The sequence below is a fragment of the Pseudomonas sp. H3_A02 genome (assembly GCF_054671965.1).
The window spans coordinates 4,661,861-4,681,648 of the sequence record NZ_CP162807.1 but is presented as its reverse complement, the minus strand read 5'-3'; the positions used below and the strand labels follow the sequence as shown (position 1 = coordinate 4,681,648).

Sequence of the window (19,788 nt, the reverse complement as noted above, 5' to 3'; positions counted from 1 at the left end):
TCATGGCAAGCCCCTTGAGGGCACAAGACACTCTGGAGCTGCCCACCACCAACGTGCAGGGCAGTCGTGTCACTCAGGACGAGGGCTATACGACGTCGCAAGCCAGCACGGCGAGCAAGAGCGATGTACCGATCAAGGAAGAGGCGCAATCGATCAACGTGGTGACCCAGCAGACCCTGGCCGACTACCAGGTGCGCTCGCTGAACGACGCGATGAAGTTCGTCAGCGGCGTCAGCCAGGGCAACACCTTGGGCGGCTCGCGGGACTCGCTGGTCAAGCGCGGGTTCGGTACCAACGACGACGGCTCGATCCTGCGCGACGGCGTGCGTTCGAACCTGGGGCACAACTTCAGCGCTACCACCGAACGGGTCGAAGTGCTCAAGGGCCCGGCCTCGATGCTGTACGGCGCGCTGGAGCCCGGCGGCCTGATCAACGTCATCAGCAAGAAACCGGAATATGTTCAAAGCACCACGTTGAGCGGCTCGGCCTACAGCGAAGGTGGCGGCACCATGGCCTTGGACACCACCGGGCCGCTGGGCGACACCGGCCTGGCCTATCGACTGATTGCCGAGCGTAAGCATGAGGATTACTGGCGCAACTACGGCGTCAATGAGAGCACCCTGGTGGCGCCGTCCCTGGCGTGGACGGGGGAACGGGCTTCGTTGAACCTGAGTTATGAATACAACGAATATTCAAATCCGTTTGATCGGGGAACGATATTCACCGATGGGCATCCGGCCGATATCGACTACGACAAGCGTCTTGATGAGCCTTGGGCCAAGAGCGTCGGTATTCGCGAAACGGCGACGGCGCGGTTTGAGTATGAGTTGAGCGAGGCGTGGAAGACCCGCGTGACTTATGGGTGGAACAATGATCGGTACAGTCTTTCGATCGCGCAGCCGAGCCTGTCGAAAACCGGTGTTTTTCAGCGAGCCGCCAACGGCGCGCACTACGACGACGAAACCCGTTATGCCAGTTGGGATTTCATGGGCAAGCAAGAGTTGCTCGGCCAGCGTCATGACTTGTTGATCGGCGTCGATAATCAGGTTTCCGATCAGTTTCGTGGCAAGACTTACCGTGGAAAGGCTCAAGCTGGTTTCGATATCACGTCGCCGGTTTATGGCGGTTTGGCTGAGCCCAGTGTGATCAGTACAACTCAAAGTGATCTACGCAATCAGTTGAACTCCAGTTCTGTCTATTTGAAGGACAACTGGCATCTCGATGATCGCTGGATATTGGTATTGGGCGGTCGTTATCAGCACTACGATCAATACAGCGACCAAGGGCTTGGTAAGGACTACGAAGTCAATCGCGATGACAACGGCGACGCCTTCGTACCGTTCCTCGGCTTGGTCTACAAAGCCACCGATACCCTGTCGCTGTACGGCAACTACAGCCGGTCGTTCAAGCCCAATGACACCGTGGATGACGCCGGCAATACCTTCGATCCGGAAGAGGGTCGCAGCTATGAAATCGGCGCCAAGTACGATCCGCTACCAGGCCTGAACATCAACCTCGCGTTGTTCGACATCGTCAAGAAAAACGTCGTGACGTCCTCCACGGTCAATGGCGTGACGCTGTCGGAAGCCGCCGGCAAAGTCGGCTCCCAAGGCCTGGAACTCGACATCACCGGTCGCCTCGCCGACCGCTGGGACCTGATCGGCACATACGCCTATACCCACACGGAAATCCTCGACGATCCGGACGACGAAGGCCATCGTCTGGCCGACGCCCCCAAACACACCGCCAGCCTGTACCTGTCCCACCACCTGAACGTGCCTGCCGAATTCGGTACCTGGCACGCCGGTGCCGGTGCGCGTTATATCGGCGAACGCGCCGCCAACAACGCCAACGATTTCTGGCTGAGCAGCTACACCGTCGCCGACGCCTTCCTGCGTTGGGAGTCGCCGGTGTTCGGGCACAAGACGTCGTTGCAGCTGAATGTCGACAACCTGTTCGACAAGCAGTACTACCCGTCCTCCACTGGCAGCGAGGTGCAAGTCAATGTCGGTGAACCACGTACCGCTCGCCTGAGTGCCAGCGTAACGTTCTGATCCATTCAGAAAACAAAATGCCCGGACTTTGAAGTCCGGGCATTTTTTGTGGGATCACCTTCACATTTCGGCCGCCATCGCGAGCAAGCTCGCTCCCACATTGGCTGCGGGTGCTCATCCAGTTTGTGTTCGCCATGAATCCCCTGTGGGAGCGAGCTTGCTCGCGATGGCGGTTCAATTGACTGACCAGAACAGGCGCTCCCGCTATCAGACTTCAAGAGCTGCGGATCACCGAAACGCCGGCACTACCTGCTGGATGAACAGCTCCAGGGATTTTTTCTTCTCGGCATGGGGCAGGCTGTTGTCACACCAGAAGCTGAATTCATCCATCCTCAGTTCCTGGTAATACTTGATCCGCTCGACGACCTGCTGCGGGGTGCCGATCATGGTGTTCTTGCGGATGTTTTCCAGCTGGAATTCCGGGCGCTCGGCGAACTTTTCTTCCGGGCTTGGCGCCAGGAAGCCGTTGACCGGCACTTGCTTGTTGCCGAACCAGGCATCGAAGGTGCGATAGAACTTCGAGATCGCCTGGGCGCCGACCTTCCAGCCTTCGAGGTCATCCACTCCATAGACGTGTGATAGGGCTGCTTCGCAGCCCAGCGGGAGCAAGCTCCCTCGCCACGAATATTCATCACCCCGAAGTCCGGTGTGTCAGCTATCGTTGGGTTAATCCCGGCGTTTGAGCGGTGGGTATAAATTTCCCCTTTTCAGGGCATTCGACGCCGGCATCCCGCCTGCGTGCACCGATTCGACCCGTTTGTGGCATTGACGCCGGGAACTGAAATAAACGTTTCAGCCTTCAAACAGTTTTTCGTCGCAAAATCGAAAATAAATTTCGCTTTTCTGTCGTTCTGCGATGGTTTTTCCAGCATTGGTGCGATGCACCGCACTTAGGCACAGCCCTTGCTAAGACTCCAGAACCACAGAGCCAGCCAGAGGTATTCGATACGTAGATAAACAGGGGGGCGCACGTCATCCGGACGCAAAGGCCTGATCAGAGACCCATGCCGAAGAGGTATTCAAGAGAACCAGGGCTCATAAAAAGGCAAGGCCGCACTGAGTGGAATGACGACGTAATAAGAAATGCCGTGTACGACACGGCTGGGAGTTGGCTATGCCCCACGCTTTTTTTAATGAAATGTATGACGCCCAGGGTGACTGCCGCCCGCATTACCAAGCCTTCTCGCGCTGGCTGGCGGACACACCGCTTGAACTGCTCGAACAACGACGCCGCGAAGCCGACCTGCTGTTCCATCGCGCCGGTATCACCTTCACCCTCTATGGGGACGAGCAGGGCACTGAACGGTTGATTCCGTTCGACATCATCCCGCGCAGCATCAAGGCCAGTGAATGGCAAATGGTCGAACGTGGCTGCATCCAGCGGGTCCAGGCCCTGAACATGTTCTTGGCCGACATCTACCATGGGCAGCACATCCTCAAGGAAGGGATCATTCCTGCCGAACAGGTGCTCGCCAACGAGGGTTACCAGATTGCGATGCAGGGCCTGAACCTGCACCGGGGCATCTACGCCCATATCGCCGGTGTCGACCTGGTGCGCGACGGTGACGGCAGCTACTACGTGCTGGAAGACAACCTGCGCACCCCCAGCGGTGTGAGCTACATGCTCGAAGACCGCAAGATGATGATGCGCCTGTTCCCCGAGCTCTTCGCCGCCCAGCGCGTGGCCCCCATCGATCACTACCCGAACCTGTTGCTCGATACCCTCAAAAGCTCCAGTCCCCTGGAAAACCCCACCGCCGTGGTGCTGACCCCGGGACGCTTCAACAGTGCCTATTTCGAACACGCGTTCCTGGCCCGTGAAATGGGCGTGGAGCTGGTGGAGGGGGCCGATCTGTTCGTGCGTGACGACCACGTGTACATGCGCACCACCGCCGGCCCCCGGCAGGTGGACGTGATTTATCGTCGCCTTGACGATGCCTACCTCGACCCGCTGTCGTTCAACCCCGATTCGATGCTGGGCGTGCCCGGGCTGATCGCTGTTTATCGTGCAGGCAACGTGGTGCTGGCGAACGCGGTCGGCACGGGCGTGGCCGATGACAAGTCGATCTACCCCTACGTCGACGAGATGATCCGCTTCTACCTCACCGAAGAGCCGATCCTGAAGAACGTGCCCACCTGGCAGTGCCGCAAACCCCAGGACTTGTCCCATGTGCTGGCCAACCTGCCCGATCTGGTGGTCAAGGAAACCCAAGGCTCCGGCGGCTACGGCATGTTGGTCGGCCCTGCGGCCACGGCGGCGGAAATCGAAGACTTCCGTACACGCCTCAAGGCCCGTCCCGAAGCCTACATCGCCCAGCCAACCTTGAGCCTGTCCACGTGCCCGACGTTTGTCGAGAGCGGCATCGCACCGCGCCACATCGACCTGCGTCCGTTCGTGCTGTCAGGCAAGGAAACCCGCCTGGTGCCCGGCGGGCTGACCCGCGTGGCGCTGCGCGAAGGCTCGCTGGTGGTGAATTCGTCCCAGGGCGGCGGCACCAAAGACACTTGGGTAGTGGAGGACTAAGACATGCTTTCAAGAACTGCTTCGGACCTCTATTGGATGTCCCGCTACCTGGAGCGCGCCGAGAACCTGGCGCGCATGCTCGAAGTCAGCTACTCGCTGTCGCTGATGCCCCAGGCCGGGCGCAGCGATGGCCATGCCGAGCTGGCGATGTCGCTGCTGGCCGCCGGCACGCTGGACGACTACAACGCCCGTTATGACGCGCTCAACACCGAGCGCATGCTGCATTTTTTTGCTCTGGACGAAACCAACCCCGGCAGTATCTACAGCTGCCTGCGAGCCGCGCGGACCAATGCCCATGCCGTGCGCGGGCGCATCACCGCCGACATGTGGGAAAACATCAACGCCACCTGGCTGGAAATGCGCAACATCGCCAGCAACGGTCTGGGGCGCTATGGCATCAGCCATTTCTGCGAGTGGGTCAAGGAGCGCTCGCACCTGTTCCGTGGCGCGACGTCGGGCACCATCATGCGCAACGATGCCTACTGTTTCATTCGCCTGGGGACCTTTATCGAGCGGGCGGACAACACCCTGCGCCTGCTGGACGCCCGCTACGAGATGTTCGGCGAGGAGTCGGAGGAGGTCAGCGACAATTCGGCCCGCGGCTATTACCAGTGGAGCGCCTTGCTGCGCGCGCTGTCTTCGTTCGAGGCGTTCAACGAGATCTACCGCAACGCGCCCAATGCCGAGCAGGTGTCCGAGATGTTGTTGCTGCGGGCCGACGTTCCGCGTTCGCTGCATGCCTGCATCGAGGAACTGGACCATATCCTCGCCAGCTTGCCGGGCAACAATGGCCGGCCGGCGCAACGCCTGGCCGCCGAGCTGAATGCGCGCCTGCGCTATTCCGGAATCGACGAGATCCTGGCGTCGGGCTTGCACCAATGGCTGACTGATCTGATTGGTCAGATCCGCCACTTGGGCCAGACCGTCCATGAGTCTTACCTGGAGGTCGTATGAAACTGTCCATACGCCACGACACTACTTACAGCTACGCCGATGAAGTCTGCACCAGCATCCAGTTCCTGCGCCTGACGCCCCGGGACACTCAGCGCCAGCGCATCCTGGAATGGCACCTGGAGCTGCCGCGGTTGGTGCGTAGCCAGGTCGACCCTTATGGCAACATCCTGCACGTGATGACCATGGACGAACCCCACGGCGCCTTGGTGCTGACGGCTTATGGTCAGGTGGAGATCGATCAGACGGTGGAGATGGAGGGGGACAGCCAATCGCCGTTGCCGTTCCTGCGTACCAGCCGCCTGACCCAGGCGGATGACGTGCTCAGTGCCTTCGCCGTGGAGCAATGCGGAGCCCGGCGTGATCGAGCGGCGCTGACCGACTTGATGAATGGTCTGGCCGCCCGCATGCCCTACAGCCCGGGCACAACGGCTGTCAACAGCACCGCCGCCGAGGCGTTTGCCGGGGGGAGCGGGGTGTGCCAGGACCACACCCATGCGTTCCTGGCCTGCGCGCGCAGCCTGGGGATCCCGGCCCGCTACGTCTCCGGTTACCTGTGCACCGAAGACGAAAGCCACCTGGCGAGCCACGCCTGGGCGGAAGCCTGGCTGGACGACGGCTGGTACAGCTTCGACGTGACCAACCGCCTGACCCGCCCTGACCGCCACCTGAAACTGGCGATCGGCCTGGACTACCTCGACGCCTGCCCGGTCCGGGGCATGCGCCGGGGTGGCGGGGCGGAACAGATGCAGGCGCGGGTGCAGGTGAGCTCGATGGTGCAAGTGCAGCACCAATAACAGCACAGGCCTCATCGCCAACACCCGATCCCCTGTGGGAGCGAGCTTGCTCGCGATGAGGCCGGCCCCTTCGGCATTAATGCAACCTGACCCACCGCCATCGCGAGCAAGCTCGCTCCCACACTGGAATGGGTGGTAGACACAAATCTTGTAACCACCCGAGAACCCTTGTGGGAGCCGAGCTTGCTCGCGATGACGGTCGCCCGGCCAACATCGCCGCAACCTGACCCCCCGCCATCGCGAGCAAGCTCGCTCCCACACCGGAATGGGTGGTGGACACAAATCTTGTATCCACCCGAGAACCCTTGTGGGAGCGGGCTTGCTCGCGAAGACGGCAGTCCATCCAACATCCCCGCCAACTGACCCATCGCCATCGCGAGCAAGCTCGCTCCCACACTGGAATGGGTGGTAGATACAAATCTTGTAACCACCCGAGAACCCTTGTGGGAGCGGGCTTGCTCGCGAAGACGGCAGTCCATCCAACATCCCCGCCAACTGACCCATCGCCATCGCGAGCAAGCTCGCTCCCACACTGGAATGGGTGGTAGACACAAATCTTGTAACCACCCGAGAACCCCTGTGGGAGCCGAGCTTGCTCGCGATGACGGTCGCCCGGCCAACATCGCCGCAACCTGACCCCCCGCCATCGCGAGCAAGCTCGCTCCCACACCGGAATGGGTGGTGGACACAAATCTTGTATCCACCCGAGAACCCTTGTGGGAGCGGGCTTGCTCGCGAAGACGGCAGTCCATCCAACATCCCCGCCAACTGACCCATCGCCATCGCGAGCAAGCTCGCTCCCACACTGGAATGGGTGGTAGACACAAATCTTGTAACCACCCGAGAACCCTTGTGGGAGCCGAGCTTGCTCGCGATGGCGGTCGCCCGGCCAACATCGCCGCAAGCTGACCCACCGCTAGCGCGAGCAAGCTCGCTCCCACAAAACCCTCACGCCTCTACACCTTCAAAAATGAAGCTTTCATGACAAAAGTTCGGTAGCACATCGCCATTCCCGTCATGCCTGTGTGACGTGTTCGAGGGGACCTTTCAGGTCGTTTGGAGCCGGGGCGCGAAGCCGGGAGTGAGGCGATGGGGACTATGGAACGTTATTCGAAAGTGGGCATGCAGGAGCTTGACCAGCGGCTGTCGAAGATCGTCGAGGCGGCGCGCAAACAGCCGGTCTCGGTGTATCGCTACGGTGCGCCGTGGGTCTGGATTGTTTCCCAGGATGACTGGCAGGGCGCGCTCAAGGAAGTGTCCAGCTACATTCCGCAAGGCCATTCACTGGTCTTGCTGCGTCCGCAGATCGACGACCTGCTGGATGACCATCGCGATGTGCTGCAAGGCCTCAACGCCGGTGCCCAGATGCTGATCGCGCCGCAAACCGCCATGCACATCCTCTTGCTGCAACTGCTCTATTCGGTGCCCAGCGAGCAGCAACTCTACGAACAACTCAATTACAACCTGCTGTTCCGCTGGTTCGTCGGCCTGGACCTGAACCAGAAGGTCTGGAGTTTCAACGTCCTGAGCAGAGACCTCGCCACGCTGCTGGGCGATGCACGGGCGGTGCGGCTCATCCAGAAAATCATCGGTGAAGTGTTCTGTGGCGCCTTGCTGCAAATGCCGGAGTTCTCCTTGAACTTCGCGCTGCTGCACACCTGGCTGGCCCGGCACGCCACAACATCGACCATAAGCAATTGAGCCGTACTTTGAATTCAGGGGGTGATGTGGAGCATTTCTTCAAATCGCGGCCGGCGCTGTGGGGCTGGCTGTTGCTGGCGGTCGGGGGGCCGTCGGCCTTTGCCGCCGAAGGAGGGCAGGAGGCCGAAGCGGCGCCGGCGCGCCTGGTGGATGTGAACGAGTATTTCGTGCGTGGCAACACCGTGCTCGATGCCCGGGCCATCGAGGAAGCGGTGTACCCGTTCCTCGGTCCGCAAAAGGCCTTGAGCGACATCGAAGGCGCCCGGGAAGCCCTGCAAAAAGCCTATCAGACCCGCGGTTATCAATCGGTGTTCGTCGAACTGCCGGAGCAGAAAGTCGAAGACGGCATCGTCTACCTGCAAGTCAGCGAGACCAAGATCGGTCGGGTGCGGGTGGTAGGGGCCAAGCACTATTCGCCCGTTGAAATCCGCGATGATGTACCAGCGCTGAAGGAAGGCGAAGTACCGGATTTCGCCCGGGTCCAGGCAGAGCTGGCGCTGTTGAACAAGACCCCGGGACGTCAAGTCATGCCGCTGGTGCGCGAAGGCCAGCGCCCCGGGACGATGGACGTGGATTTGCAAGTCGAAGACCAGAATCCCTGGCAAGCCAGCCTGGGGCTGAACAACGACTACAGTGCCGACACCGAAAAGCTGCGCACGGTCGCCAGCCTGGGCTACAACAACCTCTGGCAACTGGGCCACAGCGTTTCGCTGACTTTCTTCACTGCGCCCCAGGACACCGAAAACGCCAAGGTCTGGTCGGGTTCCTATACCGCGCCGCTGAGCGAACGCTGGAGTGTGCAGTTCTCGGGGTACCAATCCGACAGCAACGTCGCCACCGTCGGTGGCAGCAACGTATTGGGCAAAGGGCATTCCTACGGGGTGTCAGCGATCTACAGCCTGCCGTCCACGGGGGCATGGGCCAACAGCTTTTCCGTCGGGGTGGATTTCAAGGACTTCGAGGAAGAACTGAACCTGGGCGGCGCCAGCGACAAGGCGCCGCTCAAGTACGCGCCATTCACCTTCGCCTATAACGGCTTTCGCTACACCGAACACAGCCAGTTGGGCCTCGGCCTGAGCCTGGTGGCGGGCACCCGGAGCCTGCTGGGTTATGGCAGCTCCGACGATGAGTTCGACTACAAGCGCTATCGCGCCAGCCCCAGTTTCGCGGTGCTCAAGGGCGACGGCAATTACACCTTCACCTTCGGCAACGACTGGCAGACCGCCTCCAAGGCCGCTTTCCAACTCGCCTCCGGGCCGCTGGTCTCCAACGAGCAATTCTCCGCCGGTGGCGCCACCTCGGTGCGCGGCTATCTGGCCGCCGAGCGCACCGGCGATGACGGCTACCTGCTGTCCCAGGAGTTGCGCACCCCGTCCCTGGCCAAGTTCCTCGGCAGCTATGTCCAGGAGTGGCGTTTCTATGCCTTCGCCGAAGGTGCGCAGCTGTATTTGCGTGACGAACTGCCCGACCAGGATGCCGACTACAGCCTCGCCAGCGTCGGCCTCGGCACCCGTGCGAGCTTGAGCAAGTGGCTGTCCGGCAGCCTCGATTGGGGCTATCCGCTGCTCGAAGGGCCGAACACCTCGAAACAGGAATCGCGCCTGCACTTCAACCTGCAAGCGACGTTTTGAACCCAGGAGTCATGTCCATGCAACGCTTATTGTTATCCCTGTTTATCTGCCTGGGGCTGGTGCTTCCGGCGACCGCCAACGCCTGGTGGCAGGACGACTGGCACTATCGCAAACAGATTTCGGTGGACACCACGCCCCAGGGCGCCGCCATCGCCCAGGCCTTGGGCCGCACCGCGTTGCTGGTGCGCCTGCACACCGGCAACTTCACCTTCGACGGCGTCAAGGACGACGGCTCGGACTTGCGTTTCGTCAGCGCCGACGACAAGACCGTGCTCAATCACCAGATCGAAAGCTTCGACCCGTTGATGGGCATGGCGCTGATCTGGGTCGACGTGCCCAACGTTGAGGGCGGCCAACGTCAGGACCTGTGGATGTATTACGGCAACCAGAAGGCGCCGGCCACGAGCAGCGGCCAGTTGACCTTCGACCCGGACTACACCGCGCTGTACCACTTCGACGGCGCCACCGGCGTGCCGCCCAAGGACACCACGGCCTACGGCAACAATGCCCAAGGCGCGGCCGGCGTGAGCATCGACGGCGTGATCGGGCGGGCCGTGCAGTTCAACGGCCAGCCGCTGTTGCTGCCGGCCAGTCCGTCGTTGCAACACAGTGCCGGCGCGGCGTTCACCTTCAGCACCTGGCTGCGCCAGGACCAGTCCAGCGGCGAGCAACTCATCCTGGCCCGTCGCGAAGCCGCCACCAGCTTGTTGGTTGGGGTCAACCAGGGTGTGCCGTTCGTAGCGATCAATGAGCAGCGCGCGGTCTCGACCCAGCCGCTGAACCCTGGCCAGTGGCAGCACCTGGCGCTGACCGCCTCGGGCGACCGGGTCGTGCTGTACGTCAACGGACGTGAAACCGCGAGCCTCGCCGTGGCGATGCCGGCGTTCAATGCGCCGATAGCCTTGGGCGCTGACGTTGCCGCCGGTGCCTTCGCGCCCTTCAGTGGCGCCATGGACGAAGCGCGCCTGTCCAAGGTCGCCCGCCCGGCGCCGTTGCTGTTGGCCGACGCCAATGCCCAGGGCGCCGAAACGAAACTGGTGGCCTACGGTGTCGATGAAGAGCAGTCGGGCTTTGGTTTCGGCAGCCTGGGCTTTCTGCTCAACGCCGTGCCGCTCGACGCTTGGGTGATCATCGGGGTGCTGGTGCTGATGATGTTCCAGTCGTGGATCATCATGATCCGCAAGAACCGCATGGTCAGCCGCCTCAGCGCCGCCAACGAAGCCTTTCGCGAGCAGTTCGCCAGGATCGGCACGCGCCTGGAAATGTTCGCCGACGACCAGGACCTGGCCCAGCGTCTGCAACATTCGTCGCTGTGGCGCTTGTACCTGGTGGCCGTCAAGGAAATCCGCACCCGTCGCGAGCAGGGTGCTGACACCTCGTCGGTGTCAGCGGCCACCATCGAAGCGATCCGCTGTTCCATGGACGGCGTGCGCACCCGCGAGAACCAAGCGCTGAGTTCGAAGCTCTCGTCCCTGTCCAACGCCATCGCCGGAGGTCCATACATCGGCCTGCTCGGCACCGTGCTGGGGATCATGGTGGTGTTCCTCGGCACGGCCATGGCCGGTGACGTGAACATCAACGCCATCGCCCCGGGCATGGCCGCGGCCTTGCTCGCCACCGCCATGGGCCTGTTCGTCGCGATCCCGGCGTTGTTTGGCTACAACCGCCTGATCACCCGCAACAAGGAAGTCAGCGCCGACATGCGGGTCTTCGTTGACGAGTTCATCACTCGCCTGGCGGAGATGCACGGTGAAGGCCAGTCCGGTGAAGCGGCGCATCGCCGTAATCATCACGCCCCATCGTCCGTACCGGCCTGAGGAAATCGCCATGGCTAGCGTAAACGCTTCACACGATGACGACGATGACGCGGCGGTCGACAGCATCAACATCACGCCGCTGGTGGACGTGCTCATGGTGGTGCTGGTGATGTTCATCCTCACCGCCACGGCCCAGGTGTCGGGTATCCAGATCAACCTGCCCAAGGCCAGCGCCTCGGTGTCGTTGTCCGAGGCCAAGACCAAGGCGATTTCGGTGAACGACGGCGGGCAGGTCTTCCTCGATGCCTATCCGGTGACCCTGGCCGAACTGGAAGAGCGCCTGCGCATCGAGAAGGCCCAGAGCCCGGACTTTCCGGTGATCGTGCGCGGCGACGCGACGGTGCAGTATCAGAAAGTCATTGAAGTGCTGGATCTGTTGCGGCGCCTGGAACTGTCCCAGGTCGGTCTCGTGACCGGCAAACCGAGCCAGGGCTGATCATGACCGCCAGACTTCCCATCGATCCGCCCCCGGTGAAGACTTCGCCGCTGCGCCTGCTCAAGTGGGCTGCCGGCCTGCTGCTGGGCGCCGTGGCGGCCTGGCTGCTGTGGCAGTGGGCCAACGACATGAGCGGTGTACGGCGAGAGGCGCCAAAAGTGCCAACCATCATCCCGCTGCCGCCTCCGCCCCCACCGCCGCCGGAGAAACCCAAGGAACCCGAGCCTCAGGTCGAGGAAAAGGTGGTCGAGCCAGAGCCGACCCCGGAGCCCGAAGAGGTCAAGCCCGAAGAAGAAGCACCGCCGTCACCGGTGGATGACCTGGCCAACCCGATGCAAATGGATGGCGATGCGCAGTCCGGCAACGACGCGTTCAACATCGGCGCCGGCAAGGGCGGCGGTATGGCCGGGGCAGGGGGCGGGCGCTTGGGCAATGGCACCTACAGCCAGTTCCTGGCGTTCACCTTCCAGCGTCTGCTGCGGGAAAACCCCGACTTGCGCAGCCTGGCGTTCTCGCTGCAGGCCGATGTCTGGCTCAGTGCCGTGGGCGAAATCACCCGGGTCGAGCTGGTCAAGTCCAGCGGCAACCCGCAAGTGGATGAGCAAGTGATTTCCGCCCTGCGTGCCGCGCCCCATTTGAGTGAACGGCCACCGGCCTCCTTGACCTTGCCCGTGCGCCTGTCCTTGCAGGGACGGCGGCCGGGTTAACCGACTATTTGAAGTTTGCCAACAGGAGTTGTGTGCAGATGATTTCCAATGTGAATCGATTGTCGTGGGCGATCGGCCTGGTAGTCCTGAGCCTGGCCGGACACGCGGCCGCGGCCCCGGCGCCTTCGGAAAACGCCACGATCAATCTGATCCGCCTGCTGGTGCAGCAGGGCGTGTTGAAGCAGGACCAGGCCGACGGCCTGATCGCCCAGGCCGAGCGGGAAGCCGTGCAGGCCCGCCAGGCCGCCACGGCGGTTGCCGCAGCGCCCGCCGGGGCACCGGGGGACGTGCGGGTGCAATACGTGCCGAACATCGTGCGTGAGCAGATCCGCGACCAGGTCAAGGCCGAAGTCATGGCCACCGCCAAGCAGGAAAACTGGGCCCAGCCCAATACCTTCCCGGATTGGGTCTCGCGCATCAGTTTTGATGGTGACATTCGCCTGCGGGATGAGTCGCGCTATTACTCAGGCACCAATAGCAACGAAATCGTCGACTTCGCCCGACTCAATGACAAGGGGCCTTACGATGTCAACCCCAACAGCAGTTCCAGCCTACCGCCGTTGCTCAATACCCGCGAAGACCGGGAAAACCTGTTCCGCCTGCGCGCCCGCCTGGGCATGAAGGCCGTGATTGCCCCGCAATGGACGGCGGGCATCCGCATCGGCACCGGCTCGGACAACAACCCGGTGTCCACCACTCAGACCCTCGGTGGCGGCTTTGGCAAGAAAGACATCTGGCTCGACCAGGGCTACTTGACCTGGAAGCCCTCGGACGAATTGACCCTGACGGGCGGGCGTTTCGCCAACCCGTTTTTCTCCACCGACCTGTTGTATTCCGGTGACCTGAACTTCGATGGCGTGGCGGCGAATTTCAACCAAAAGCTCAACCAGGACTGGGGCGTCTTCGGTACTGTCGGTGCCTTCCCGGTGGAGTACACCAACGACACCAGCACCAGCAACGGCAGTGACAAGGAAGAGAGCGAGAACAAGTGGCTGTACGGTGCGCAACTGGGGGCCAACTGGGCCATCAACGACAGCAACCGGATCAAGGGGGCGATGGCCTATTACCGCTTCGACGACATCGAAGGCCAGCGTTCTTCGCCGTGTCAGCCCTGGGCCGGTGATCCAGGTTGCGACAGCGACGGTACGCGGGTGGCGTTCATGCAGAAGGGCAACACGGTGTTCCTGTTGCGCGACATCACGCCCAACCCCCTCAACCCGTCCACCACGCCACAGCCGCAATTCGTCGGCCTGGCCTCGGAGTTCAACCTGCTGGACCTGAACTTCGCGTGGGACACCGATTTGCCTGAAGACCTGAAGCTGCGCAGCCAGGCCCATTATGTTCACAACCTGGGCTACGACGAAGGCGAGATGCGCAAGCGCTCCGCGGGGCAGTTCGCCAACAACCTGGACAGCGATGGCGAGGTGGAAAGCGGTGCCAACGCCTGGATGCTCCAGTTCACCCTTGGCAACTCCCTGGAACTCAAGCGCGAAGGCGACTGGAACCTGTTTGCCGGCTACAAGTACATCCAGCCGGACGCCTTGCCGGACGGCTTCAACGATTCGTCATTCCATCTGGGTGGCACCAACGCCAAGGGGTATTTCCTGGGCGGCAACTATGGCTTGGCGAGCAACGTCTTCGCCACCGGTCGCTGGTTGAGTTCCGAAGCGGTGTACGGCGCGCCGTACGACATCGATGTCTTGCAGCTTGAAATCAACACGCGCTTCTAAGCGCAAGGAGGCCCCATGCAAAGGCGAGCCAAATACCCATGCCCAAGTGCTTTGTTGATATTGGGCCTGCTGCTCAGTGGCATGGCCCACGGCGAAGGCCTGGAAGAGCGGCTGCGGGCGCAACTGCGTAGCACCACCGCGCAGTTGCAAGCCCTGCAAAGCGAGCAGGCCCAGGCCAGCGCTGCCCGGCAGGCGGCGGAGAGTCAGGCCAAGGAGGCCCAGGCGCAGATCAAGCAATTGACCGCGCAACTGAGCAAGGCCCAGGCCCTGAACGAGCAACTGGCCGGGCATCAGCAAAGCCTGCAAAGCCAGGCCCAGGCCCAGGTGGCGGCCAGCAACGAGCAGGTCGGCAAGTTCAAGAAAGCCTACGAGGAGTTGTTGACCCTGGCCCGTGGCAAAGAGACCGAGCGGGCGCGTTTGGAAGCGCAATTGAGCGAGCGTGACACACAAGTGCAGCAATGTTCGGTCAAGAATCAGCAGATGTACGAAGTCGCCAAGACGCTGCTGCATGCCTACGAAACCATCGATGTGACCGACATCATGAAGATCCGCCAGCCGTTCGCGGCCAAGGCCCGGGTGCGTTTCGAAGAGCTGGCCCAAGGGTTTGGCGATGATCTCTACAAGAACCGTTTCGATGCGCCCCAGGCCTCGATCACTCACTGAATAGAACAAGGAAGAATCGAACATGACCTCAATGATTGAAAACGTCGGTGCAAAATCCCTGACCGAGTTGTTGCAGGCCGCGGGTTATCGGGTCAACGAAACCGAGCAGAACGGTATCGTGCAACTGCTCAGCGCCAGCCAGGGCATCGGTTTTGCTGTGCGTTTCGGCAATCCTGCGGCGACGGCGGGGGAATACCTGGACTTCACCTTCAGCTGTGCCTTGCGGGTACAGGGCGAGTTGCCGGCCGGGTTGGCAGAACTGTGGAACGCTTCGCGGCGCTTTGCCCGGCTGTCGCTGCAAGGCGAATTCCTGGTGATGGAAATGGACGTGGTGGTTGCGGCGGGCGTGAGTGCCGATCATCTGCGCAGCAATCTGGAACTGTGGGATCGACTGTTGCAGGAGTTCATTGTCTACCTGCGTGAATACAGCCAGAACGCGGCGCGGGTGCAAACCCCGGCCGAGCCTGTTGAGGCGCCCTTGGAGGAGGCCGTCGCATCGTGAAAAAGCCGACCTTCGTCATCAGTGCCGCAGCGCTGGGCCTGATCGCCGTGGCGCTGGTGCTGGGCCTGCGGCCGGGCAGCGATCCGGTCGCCGCGGTGCAGACCGCCAGCGTTGTTGCGGCCGACTCGCCGAGCTTGGCCCGATTGGGCAACCAGCAGGTCAGCCCCGAAGAGCTCAAGACCTTGCTGGCCGCACTGGCCCCAGAGGTACGCCAGCAAATGCGTGGCAACCGGGCTGCGCTGGAGGGCTGGATCCGTACCCGCCTGGCGGAAAAAGCCGTGTTGGAGCAGGCCGATGCCCAGGGTTGGCGTCAGCGGCCCGAGGTGGAGCGGCAAACACGAGCGGCGGCTGAGCAGATCGTGTTTCGCGACTATTTGCAATCGGTCAGCCAGGTGCCGGCCGGGTATCCCAGTGAAGACGAGTTGAAGCAGGCTTACGACGCCGGCAAAGCCAACTGGACCGCGCCGGCGCTGTACCGGGTCAGCCAGATTTTCCTGGCGGCCACCGAGCCGCAAACCGTGGAGGCGGTGCGCCGGCAAGCGCTGGAATTGAGTAAAAAGGCCCAGGCGTCGCCCGCTGAGTTCGGTGCCCTGGCCAGTCGTTTTTCCCAGGACCGCACCAGTGCCGAGCGCGGCGGTGACAGCGGTTTCCAGCCGCTGCAGCAATTGGTTCCGCCCGTGCGTGAGGCGGTGGCACGCTTGAAGGTCGGCGCGGTGTCGGACCCGGTGCAAAGCCCGGCAGGGTTCCATGTCATCAAGCTCACCGAACAACAACCGGCCCGAGAGGCGACCCTGGACGAAGTCCGCGAGCGCCTGACCCAGGCCCTGCGTGCCCAGCGCCAGGAACAGATCGCCAAGGCGTACCTGGACGGCATGCTCGACACGGCAACGTTGAGCATCGATGGCGCGCAGTTGAGCAAGGTGTTGGAGGAGGGGCTTTAACCGCGGCATTTTTTTTGAGGTGAACACCTTTGTGAGATGACACCTTTTATGGCGAGGGGATTTATCTGTGGGAGCAAAGCTTGCTCGCGATGCAAACGCCTCGGTTCCCAGGGAGACCGCGTCATCTTCATCGCGGGCAAGCTTTGCTCCCACAGATGAATCCCTTCGCCATAGGGAGCAGCGCTGTATCTGGAACGCCGCGCAGCCCCAAGTATTCGTACAACCGACAGGGAGTCACCCATGACCTTTATCGAGCCCGCAGGACGCCAGGCTGTCACCGCATACCGCACCCCGTTGCGTGCCCCCGACCCGTGGCTGGCCATGGCCGGTGGTATCGAGCCGCAGGTGGCGCAGTGTTTCCTGGTCAGTGCTCGTTGCGGCTGTTTCATGCAAGCGGCACGCAGCCTCAACGTCAAGGCGACCTGGCTGCGCAAGCAGTTGGCGCAGTTGGAGGCGCGGTTGCAACGTTCGCTGTTCAGCTTCCAGGGCAGCGCCTTGACCCTCAGTCGCGAAGGCCGGCAGTTGCAGGCGCGCTTGATCAGCCTGGCCCACGAAAGCGCGCCGCCCTTGAACGATCAGCCCTTGATTCGCCTGGCCGTGGCCGAGTCGATTCTGCATGACATCCTCGGGCGCGACCTGATTTCGTTGCTGCGACGCAACGCCAGCGTGCGACTGCAGATCATCACCCTGGACAGCGAACTGGCGCTGCAAGCCGTCAGCGCCGACCTGGTGCTGTGGTTGAGCGATGCCCATGCGTCGGTGCCGGGGCCGAGCTTTGCCACGTTGCCCGCAGATCGATTGGCGCGGCTGGACTATGTGCCGCACATCGCCAAACGTTACTCACGACCGGCCACGCGCCCAGACTGCCTGGACGACCTGAACGACTACATGCTGGTGCAATGGCAGGCGGACCGACACGTGGACGGCTTCGCACCGTGGAACGCGCTGATAGAGCAACGCCGGGCCGGTGTGGTGCAGGTGCAATCCTACGAATTGATGCTGGAAATGATTCGCTGCAGCGCCTGCATCGGTCTGTTGCCGCAATACATGAGCCGCTTCGATCGAGGCCTGGTGGCGTTGCCGCAAGTGTTCAGCCTGTCGATGCAGCGGCACTTGTGGATGGCCGTCAATGCCCTGGCCGAAGGTTCGCCAGAGGTGCAGATGCTGCGTGAGCTGATCCACCACACACTGGATGAGCGCCGGGATTGGTTCCAGACCTAGTTGCATCACCATAACCCTGTGGGAGCGAGCTTGCTCGCGATGAGGCCAGCACATTCGGTATCAAAACCACTGCCCCACAGGTTTCCCCCACAGCTTGACGCGGCTTATAGTGCTCGGCCTTGTCGCGCCTCCAGGAAGGAGCCCTATGTCCGAGTCTTCGATCACCCTAGCACGCTTCACTGAAGCCCACATCGCCGGTGTCACCGCGCTCTACAACGACCCGGCGGTGACTCGCCAGGTGTTGCAAATGCCTTTTCAGTCCACCGAAACCTGGCGCAAGCGTCTGGCGACGGATGACGAGCGCTTGCTGAAACTGGTGGCCCTGCACGCGGGTGAAGTCATCGGCAACCTGGGGCTGGAGCAATTTTCGCGGGTGCGTCGGGCCCATTGCGGCAACCTCGGCATGGGCGTGGCTGTCGCCTGGCAGGGTAAAGGCGTGGGGTCGAGGCTGCTGGCCGCGGCGCTGGACGTTGCGGACAACTGGATGAACCTGCGCCGGGTCGAACTGACGGTGTACGCCGACAACGAAGCGGCCATTGGGCTGTACCGCAAGTTCGGCTTCGAAACCGAAGGCCTGATGCGCGACTATGCCGTGCGTGACGGACGTTGGGTGGACACCCTCGCCATGGCGCGGCTGCGCTGAGAGGTCAGCCACGCAGACAAAGTGGCTTTTACGTACGCCGGCGTCCTGGACCTGTCATCATCCAGCTTCGCAGTACTCCCTAATCGAGGAACGGCCCATGGATGATGTACAGCAATTGGGCGAGATGCTTCGTCACTACGCCGACAGCGAAGCGCACAAGAAACAACTGCACCAGGCCCAGTCGGCGGTTTGGGCAGAGCAGATCAAGGCGCTGTACGGGCAAATCGAGCAATGGCTGGCGCCCGTCATGACGCTCGGCCTGCTGGAACTGAGCCGTGAGACATATGTGGCCCACGGCTCGAACGTTCCGGTAGAAACATCCGCTTTCAAGACCGAAAAACTGACCTTGGCCATTACCGGTAAACCGGTGGAGTTCGTGCCGGATGTGATGGGCGCGGGCGGACTGGTTTCTTTGTCGATCATCGGCCTGACCGCGACCCGTCACGGCAGTATTTCCCTGGTGTGCCAGCCGCCCTCGACGCAATGGCAATGGCGCCGGACCAATGGGTTGAAGGACCCCGACACGTTTGCCTTCGATGCAAACTTCCTCGCACAACAATTACAGAGCCTGATACCCCGCGAGCGCGGCTGAATCACTTGTTCTTTTCAGGGCAGGCAAAAACCTGTCCATTGGCTATACCTGTAGTTCCGGCCCCGCCTCGTGTGGCTTACAGGAGTGACAGCATGAAGTTTTCGTCGATGATCGGCTTTGTTTGCATGGCCTCGCTCGCCTTGACGGGGTGTTCGAGCAAAGTCACCCAGCCGGATGAATATTCCGGATTCCTGGGCGATTACAGCCGCCTCAAGGAAGAGAAGTCGCCGTCGGGGGCCGAGGTCATGCGTTGGGTCGATCCGAAGATTGACCTGGACAAATACACCAGCCTCTATGTCGAGCCGACGCAGCTTTATCCCAAGCCGCAGGCGACCGTGAAGATCCCCCAGGCCACGCTGTCGGGTATCACCGCCTATTACGATCAGGCCCTCATGCGGGAAGCCGGGAAATCCTTGCCCCTGGCGACCGCTCCAGGGCCGGGTGTACTGGTGATACGGGCGGCGATCACTGCCGTCAGTAGCAAGACCGAAGGCTTGAAACCTTATGAGGTGGTTCCGATTGCGCTGGTGGCGGCCGCTGTCAGCACCGCCAGCGGTATTCGCGACCAGGAAACCACCCTGGGCACCGAAGCGGTTTTTCTCGACGGTGGCAATAACTCGGTGGTCGCCCAGGTGGTGCGCAAGGGCACGGGCAAGCCACTGTCCAACGAATCCCAGGTCATGAAGCCCGATGACGTCAAAGGGGTCATCGATGGCTGGGCGTCGGATCTGCATCAGTCGTTTCTGCAGCTCAAGGCCAAATAGCCAGCGCCGTCGCCGGGGTGTCGATGCCATGACTTTTTATGTCCGGCCATAGGTCGCAGGCGTATTTCGTGGTTAACTCCGGCCTCACCATTTTCAAACTGTCAGAAGGAATCC

General features: G+C 61.9%; 17 protein-coding genes and 1 pseudogene. 17 read left to right on the top strand and 1 reads right to left on the bottom strand.

Annotated elements, in window-relative coordinates:
• Positions 1-2 precede the first annotated feature (2 nt).
• On the top strand, positions 3-2,054 hold the full coding sequence (locus AB4N80_RS20535) for a TonB-dependent siderophore receptor (RefSeq protein WP_240998381.1): 2,052 nt from the start codon (positions 3-5) through the stop codon (positions 2,052-2,054).
• A gap of 228 nt (positions 2,055-2,282) precedes the next feature.
• Here AB4N80_RS20535 and AB4N80_RS20530 read toward each other — a convergent pair.
• Positions 2,283-2,615 (bottom strand): annotated as a pseudogene (locus AB4N80_RS20530) (LLM class flavin-dependent oxidoreductase); the annotation flags it as partial.
• Between the two features lie 553 nt (positions 2,616-3,168).
• On the opposite strand from AB4N80_RS20530, the gene AB4N80_RS20525 reads away from it, so the two are divergent.
• The 16 genes from AB4N80_RS20525 to AB4N80_RS20450 all read left to right on the top strand — a co-directional run bounded on the left by AB4N80_RS20525 (position 3,169) and on the right by AB4N80_RS20450 (position 19,674).
• Positions 3,169-4,578 (top strand): circularly permuted type 2 ATP-grasp protein, encoded by a 1,410-nt coding sequence (locus tag AB4N80_RS20525; protein ID WP_122564651.1) that lies wholly within the window; start codon positions 3,169-3,171, stop codon positions 4,576-4,578.
• 3 nt (positions 4,579-4,581) lie between these two features.
• Positions 4,582-5,532, top strand: coding sequence for an alpha-E domain-containing protein (locus AB4N80_RS20520; protein ID WP_003201699.1), 951 nt, complete (start codon positions 4,582-4,584; stop codon positions 5,530-5,532).
• Positions 5,529-6,326: a transglutaminase family protein gene (locus AB4N80_RS20515; protein WP_460090403.1), complete on the top strand. Its 798-nt coding sequence runs from the start codon at positions 5,529-5,531 to the stop codon at positions 6,324-6,326. The genes AB4N80_RS20520 and AB4N80_RS20515 overlap by 4 nt, the downstream gene beginning before the upstream one ends.
• A gap of 1,098 nt (positions 6,327-7,424) precedes the next feature.
• Positions 7,425-8,027 carry a transposase gene (locus tag AB4N80_RS20510; protein ID WP_436278771.1) on the top strand — a complete coding sequence of 201 codons (603 nt, stop codon included), beginning with the start codon at positions 7,425-7,427 and terminating at the stop codon, positions 8,025-8,027.
• Positions 8,028-8,095: 68 nt separating this feature from the next.
• Positions 8,096-9,658, top strand: a complete 1,563-nt coding sequence (locus tag AB4N80_RS20505; RefSeq protein WP_439800567.1) for a ShlB/FhaC/HecB family hemolysin secretion/activation protein — start codon at positions 8,096-8,098, stop codon at positions 9,656-9,658.
• A gap of 17 nt (positions 9,659-9,675) precedes the next feature.
• Positions 9,676-11,475 carry a DUF2341 domain-containing protein gene (locus tag AB4N80_RS20500; protein WP_305470928.1) on the top strand — a complete coding sequence of 600 codons (1,800 nt, stop codon included), beginning with the start codon at positions 9,676-9,678 and terminating at the stop codon, positions 11,473-11,475.
• Positions 11,476-11,485: 10 nt separating this feature from the next.
• Positions 11,486-11,911, top strand: a complete 426-nt coding sequence (locus tag AB4N80_RS20495; protein ID WP_003201710.1) for an ExbD/TolR family protein — start codon at positions 11,486-11,488, stop codon at positions 11,909-11,911.
• A 2-nt stretch (positions 11,912-11,913) separates the two neighbouring features.
• Complete coding sequence (locus tag AB4N80_RS20490) at positions 11,914-12,618, top strand: energy transducer TonB family protein (protein WP_063321357.1); 705 nt, start codon at positions 11,914-11,916, stop codon at positions 12,616-12,618.
• 38 nt (positions 12,619-12,656) lie between these two features.
• Positions 12,657-14,348 (top strand): putative porin, encoded by a 1,692-nt coding sequence (locus AB4N80_RS20485; protein WP_122564646.1) that lies wholly within the window; start codon positions 12,657-12,659, stop codon positions 14,346-14,348.
• A gap of 15 nt (positions 14,349-14,363) precedes the next feature.
• Positions 14,364-15,011, top strand: a complete 648-nt coding sequence (locus AB4N80_RS20480; protein WP_122564645.1) for a DNA repair protein — start codon at positions 14,364-14,366, stop codon at positions 15,009-15,011.
• A gap of 22 nt (positions 15,012-15,033) precedes the next feature.
• A complete protein-coding gene (locus AB4N80_RS20475) occupies positions 15,034-15,513 on the top strand; it encodes a YbjN domain-containing protein (RefSeq protein ID WP_122564644.1) in 480 nt (159 codons plus the stop codon).
• The gene (locus AB4N80_RS20470; RefSeq protein ID WP_122564643.1) at positions 15,510-16,454 is read left to right on the top strand and encodes a peptidylprolyl isomerase; all 945 of its coding nucleotides are present in this window, start codon (positions 15,510-15,512) and stop codon (positions 16,452-16,454) included. The genes AB4N80_RS20475 and AB4N80_RS20470 overlap by 4 nt, the downstream gene beginning before the upstream one ends.
• Before the next feature lie 240 nt (positions 16,455-16,694).
• Positions 16,695-17,675 (top strand): LysR family transcriptional regulator, encoded by a 981-nt coding sequence (locus tag AB4N80_RS20465; protein WP_122564642.1) that lies wholly within the window; start codon positions 16,695-16,697, stop codon positions 17,673-17,675.
• Positions 17,676-17,820: 145 nt separating this feature from the next.
• Entirely contained in the window at positions 17,821-18,318 is a 498-nt protein-coding gene (locus tag AB4N80_RS20460) for a GNAT family N-acetyltransferase (RefSeq protein WP_122564641.1), read from the top strand.
• A gap of 97 nt (positions 18,319-18,415) precedes the next feature.
• Positions 18,416-18,910 (top strand): hypothetical protein, encoded by a 495-nt coding sequence (locus AB4N80_RS20455; RefSeq protein WP_122564640.1) that lies wholly within the window; start codon positions 18,416-18,418, stop codon positions 18,908-18,910.
• A 92-nt stretch (positions 18,911-19,002) separates the two neighbouring features.
• A complete protein-coding gene (locus AB4N80_RS20450; RefSeq protein WP_122564639.1) occupies positions 19,003-19,674 on the top strand; it encodes a DUF3313 domain-containing protein in 672 nt (223 codons plus the stop codon).
• The last annotated feature ends 114 nt before the right edge of the window (positions 19,675-19,788 follow it).